This is a genomic window from Limosilactobacillus pontis DSM 8475, from assembly GCF_001435345.1.
In the GTDB taxonomy this organism is placed as follows: domain Bacteria; phylum Bacillota; class Bacilli; order Lactobacillales; family Lactobacillaceae; genus Limosilactobacillus; species Limosilactobacillus pontis.
This window is the reverse complement of record NZ_AZGO01000047.1, coordinates 1-4,417: the sequence shown is the minus strand read 5'-3', so window position 1 is coordinate 4,417 and position 4,417 is coordinate 1. Positions and strand designations below refer to the sequence as shown.

Genomic DNA, 4,417 nt, shown 5'->3' with positions numbered 1-4,417 from the left:
TAATATTCGGAAAACTAATTGTGGCTGGTGAGAAAACAAAGTTTTCTCCCAGCCACGTAAAGATTAGGTTACTTTTCAGAAATTGCAGCAATTCCTGGTAATACCTTCCCTTCAAGGTAGGTCAGGGAAGCCCCACCACCAGTGGAGATGTGGGTAAGCTTACCAGCAACGCCTAATTGCTTAACAGCGGCAGTTGAGTCACCACCACCAACAATCGTGGTTGCATCAGCTAAGGTACCAAGGAACTTACCAACTTCAAGGGTTCCCTTGGCAAAGTTAGGCTTTTCGAAGACACCCATTGGGCCGTTCCAGACAACCGTCTTGGCATCCTTCAGAACGTCTTCGAATTCCTTGACGGACTTTGGACCAATGTCTAAGGCCATCCAGCCATCATCAATGTCGCCTTCCACAACCTTGGTGTTAGCGTCGTTGTCGAACTTGTCAGCGACCACGTTGTCAATTGGCAGAACAACCTTGTCGCCGGCCTTGTCAAGAATTTGCTTGGCAACGTCGATCTTGTCCTTTTCGACTAAGGAGTCACCGGTCTTGATGCCCTTAGCAGCGTAGAAGGTGTAGGCCATCCCACCACCGATGATGATCTTATCAGCCTTGTCGAGCAGGTGGTCAATAACACCGATCTTGTCGGAAACCTTGGCACCACCCAGGATGGCAACAAATGGACGTTCTGGGTTGTCAACGGCATCACCCAAGAACTTGATTTCCTTTTGCATCAGGTAACCAGCAGCGGCCTTACCAGGCATGTTAGTGGCGATACCAACGTTGGAAGCGTGCTTCCGGTGAGCAGTACCGAAAGCGTCGTTTACAAAGACATCACCGAGGGAAGCCCAGTACTTACCCAATTCAGGATCATTACCGGATTCGCGCTTGACGTATTCGCCATCCTTAACATCTTCGTAACGGGTGTTTTGAACCAGCAGGACGTCGCCGTTGTTCATGTTGTCGATGGCATCTTCAAGCTGCTTACCTTCCGTTACTGGAACAAAGGTAACTGGCTTGTTCAGCAGATTAGAAAGCCGTTCAGCAACTGGACGAAGGGACAGGCCTGGCTTGTCTTCTTCCTTCTTGATCCGGCCAAGGTGGGAGAACAGGATTGCCCGGCCACCATGGTCAATAACGTACTTGATAGTTGGCAGTGCGGCAACGATCCGGTTGTCATCGCCAACGACGCCATCCTTAATTGGAACATTGAAGTCAACCCGCATTAAGACCTTCTTGCCTTCTAATGGCAGGTCTTCAACAGTTAATTTAGCCATAAACTATGTTTCCTCCTTCTCTGTTAAGAAAAAGGTGGTTGGAGTCTCCTCCTCCCACCTTTCATCAAAGCTTATTTAAGCAATCAGATTAAAGTTCTGCGAAGTGAAGCAGAGTCCGAATCATGTTGCAAGTGAAGCCGTTTTCGTTGTCGTACCAAGCAACGGTCTTAACTAATTGAGTACCGTCTTCGCCTTCCATGATTTCGGTTTGTGATGGGTCAAATACTGAACCAAAAGTAGAACCGATGATATCACTTGAAACGATTGGGTCTTCAGTGTAACCGTAAGCTGGGTTGTTTTCTGCGGCCTTCTTCATAGCGTCGTTAACTTCGTCGACAGAAACCTTCTTGTTCAAGAGGGTAACCAATTCAGTTAATGAACCGGTAGGAACGGCAACACGTTGTGCGTGACCAGAAAGCTTACCGTTAAGTTCTGGGATAACCAGGCCGATAGCCTTGGCAGCACCACTTGAGTGAGGAATAGTGTTAACAGCTGCGGCACGGTTGTTACGGAACTTCTTACCACGTGGTTGGTCAAGAACTGCTTGGCTACCAGTGTAGGCGTGAACAGTCGTCATCGTACCAACCTTAACGCCGAAGTTCTTGTTGAGCCAGTATGCCATTGGGGCAAGGCAACTAGTCGTGCATGAACCAGCTGAAACGATCTTGTCATCAGCCTTCAGAGTGTCCAAGTTAACACCTGGGACAACAGTTGGGATGTTACCAGCAGGTGCAGAAATCAGAACACGCTTTGCGCCGGCGTCCAAGTGAGCTTGAGACTTTTCTGCAGAAGTGTAGAAACCAGTACATTCAAGAACAAAGTCAACACCGTCGTTCTTTACCCAAGGAATGTTACGTGCGTCACGTTCTGCGTATACAGGGTATTCCTTACCGTCAACGACGATGCCCTTGTCAGTTGATGAAACTTCGCCATCAAAACGACCTTGAGTTGAGTCGTACTTCAGTAAGTAAGCCAACATTTCTGGTGAAGTCAAGTCATTGATAGCGACAACTTCGATGTCATCAGTGTTGAGTTCGTGAATACGACGGAATGCCAAACGACCAATACGGCCGAAACCATTAATACCAATCTTTACAGTCATACTGCAATTTCCTCCTTTAGGAAAACATAATTAGCGTACATGCTTAGTTTATCACATTCCAATTTTAGAACAAATAATCTATACCTATTCTAAAATACAAAACCAATGCAGTAAGGCCTAAGCAATATACAAACCTTACGCTATTTATAATACTCATCTTATTTGGAATTGTCTATTCAATCGTACCAGAAATTTTCATTTTTATTGTGAAAACGTTATCTTGATTAAAGATCTCAAATAATAGTTGCATTCAATCCCGGAATAGGATATTATAATAAACGTTGATTGATACAACACATCAATTTGCGCCCTTAGTGTAATGGATCGCACGTGAGATTCCGGTTCTCGAGATCCGGGTTCGACTCCCGGGGGGCGCATTTTTTATTGGCAGTCGTTATGCGGCTGTTTTTTTCTGAAATTAATCACCAAAAAAGCAGCCCAGCATTAACCGGACTGCTTTTTTATTATCATTACTTTTCGTCGGCTGGCTTTTCCTTAGCCCACTTACGAATAGCTTCGATCTTCTTTTCTTTTAATGCTCGCTTGTACTTAGGAGCAACTGGGCGACGGCCTTGAACACCGTGTGGGTGTGCTTTACGCATGTGAATATGCCTCCTTTTATATCAAACGTAAATTAATTAACGTTCCAATTATACCGAGCCACGTTTTAAAAAGCAACCCTTGACGGTATTTCACCTCCTTATTTCTACCGGCCTAATAAGCCACATACCGACCAAGGTCCGTGGTTTATTGCGGCCTTTGCGATACTATGTCGTTGTTCTGCCCCCACTCTACGCTTGGATCGCAGATAGTTCTAACTTTAATCCTTCATGTAGGGCACTAACAACCACACCAGTATCCCGATCACAGTAAATTTGCTAAACTTTTATTTTTTGCTGTTAATTGCTAAACGTTACCAATCGCTCACTGCCGTATCCTCGCCGCTTTAGACTAGACCAATTATAGAAAATGCTTCCAAAATATTATTATCTAGGCGCTTGCAAACTATACCAATGTGGTGTACTATGCAAGGTGTAGCAAGGAGCTACCTAAACCAAGTAAATAAAATAATAAAAATTAACTAACATCACCTGGAGGTATTATTATGGAAGACACTAGTAAATTAAATGTATTCAAGACCGCAGCAGATTGGAAGGAACTCGACCAACAAAGTGCTGCCACGGAGCTGGACATGGTTTCGGAAAACGCCAGCGAAAAGTAATTAGCTAATTTCACTTGACAGAGGACGACGGGCCTGCGCAATGCCGGGTCCGTTTTTCATTATGTTAATACAAATCATTTGACCTTTTTTGACCAATCGGTTATAGTATTAATATCCATTAGCAACAAATACTAATGAGTGCTAATTTAACTAAGGAGGCCACAACATGAACTTAGTTCCAACTGTCATTGAGCAATCGTCTCGTGGCGAGCGTGCTTATGATATTTACTCACGGCTTCTGAAGGACCGGATTATTATGCTGTCTGGTCCAATCGAAGACGACATGGCAAACTCAATTGTCGCACAACTGCTGTTCCTGGATGCGCAAGATTCAACGAAAGACATCTACTTATACATCAACTCACCTGGTGGTGTCGTTACCTCCGGGATGGCGATCTACGATACGATGAACTTCATCAAGGCTGACGTACAGACGATCGTCATCGGGATGGCGGCTTCCATGGCCAGTGTCCTGGTATCCTCTGGTGCCAAGGGCAAACGTTATGGACTGCCTCACTCCCAGGTCCTGATTCACCAGCCATCCGGTGGTGCCCAGGGTCAACAAACTGAAATTGAAATTGCCGCTACCGAAATCCTGAAGACGCGGAAGATGCTGAACGGCATCCTCGCCAAGAACTCCGGTCAACCGATCGAGAAAATTCAGGAGGATACGGAACGTGACCACTACTTCACTGCTCAGGAAGCGGTGGACTATGGTCTACTCGATGGCGTCATGGAAAACAACTCCAAGCTGAAGTAATTTGGCTGGGAAATAAGCTTCTCGGCGCCCTGTACGGCTAGCCTAGAACGGAGGTTGAC

The 4,417-nt window shown here is 45.6% G+C and carries 4 protein-coding genes and 1 tRNA gene; 2 read left to right on the top strand and 3 right to left on the bottom strand.

The annotated features are described in order from the left end of the window. Nucleotides 1-68: 68 nt before the first annotated feature. Together FD34_RS03810 and gap are read right to left on the bottom strand one after the other, a co-directional pair. Complete coding sequence (locus FD34_RS03810; protein WP_057806924.1) at nt 69-1,274, bottom strand: phosphoglycerate kinase; 1,206 nt, start codon at nt 1,272-1,274, stop codon at nt 69-71. 88 nt (nt 1,275-1,362) lie between these two features. Then, on the bottom strand, nt 1,363-2,376 hold the full coding sequence (gene gap, locus FD34_RS03805; protein WP_057806922.1) for a type I glyceraldehyde-3-phosphate dehydrogenase: 1,014 nt from the start codon (nt 2,374-2,376) through the stop codon (nt 1,363-1,365). A 305-nt stretch (nt 2,377-2,681) separates the two neighbouring features. On the opposite strand from gap, the gene FD34_RS03800 reads away from it, so the two are divergent. Beyond that, nucleotides 2,682-2,753: transfer RNA gene (locus FD34_RS03800), tRNA-Arg, on the top strand. Between the two features lie 93 nt (nt 2,754-2,846). Here FD34_RS03800 and FD34_RS08875 read toward each other — a convergent pair. Continuing rightward, nucleotides 2,847-2,978 carry a hypothetical protein gene (locus FD34_RS08875; protein ID WP_265891315.1) on the bottom strand — a complete coding sequence of 44 codons (132 nt, stop codon included), beginning with the start codon at nt 2,976-2,978 and terminating at the stop codon, nt 2,847-2,849. Between the two features lie 786 nt (nt 2,979-3,764). Here FD34_RS08875 and clpP point away from each other — a divergent pair. Then, nucleotides 3,765-4,358 carry an ATP-dependent Clp endopeptidase proteolytic subunit ClpP gene (gene clpP / locus FD34_RS03795; RefSeq protein WP_057806919.1) on the top strand — a complete coding sequence of 198 codons (594 nt, stop codon included), beginning with the start codon at nt 3,765-3,767 and terminating at the stop codon, nt 4,356-4,358. Nucleotides 4,359-4,417 lie beyond the last annotated feature (59 nt).

Bases quoted from the DNA above. Each gene is read 5' to 3' on its own strand.
- FD34_RS03810 (WP_057806924.1), bottom strand. From the start codon at position 1,274: ATGGCTAAATTAACTGTTGAAGACCTGCCATTAGAAGGCAAGAAGGTC.
- gap (WP_057806922.1), bottom strand. From the start codon at position 2,376: ATGACTGTAAAGATTGGTATTAATGGTTTCGGCCGTATTGGTCGTTTG.
- FD34_RS08875 (WP_265891315.1), bottom strand. From the start codon at position 2,978: ATGCGTAAAGCACACCCACACGGTGTTCAAGGCCGTCGCCCAGTTGCT.
- clpP (WP_057806919.1), top strand. From the start codon at position 3,765: ATGAACTTAGTTCCAACTGTCATTGAGCAATCGTCTCGTGGCGAGCGT.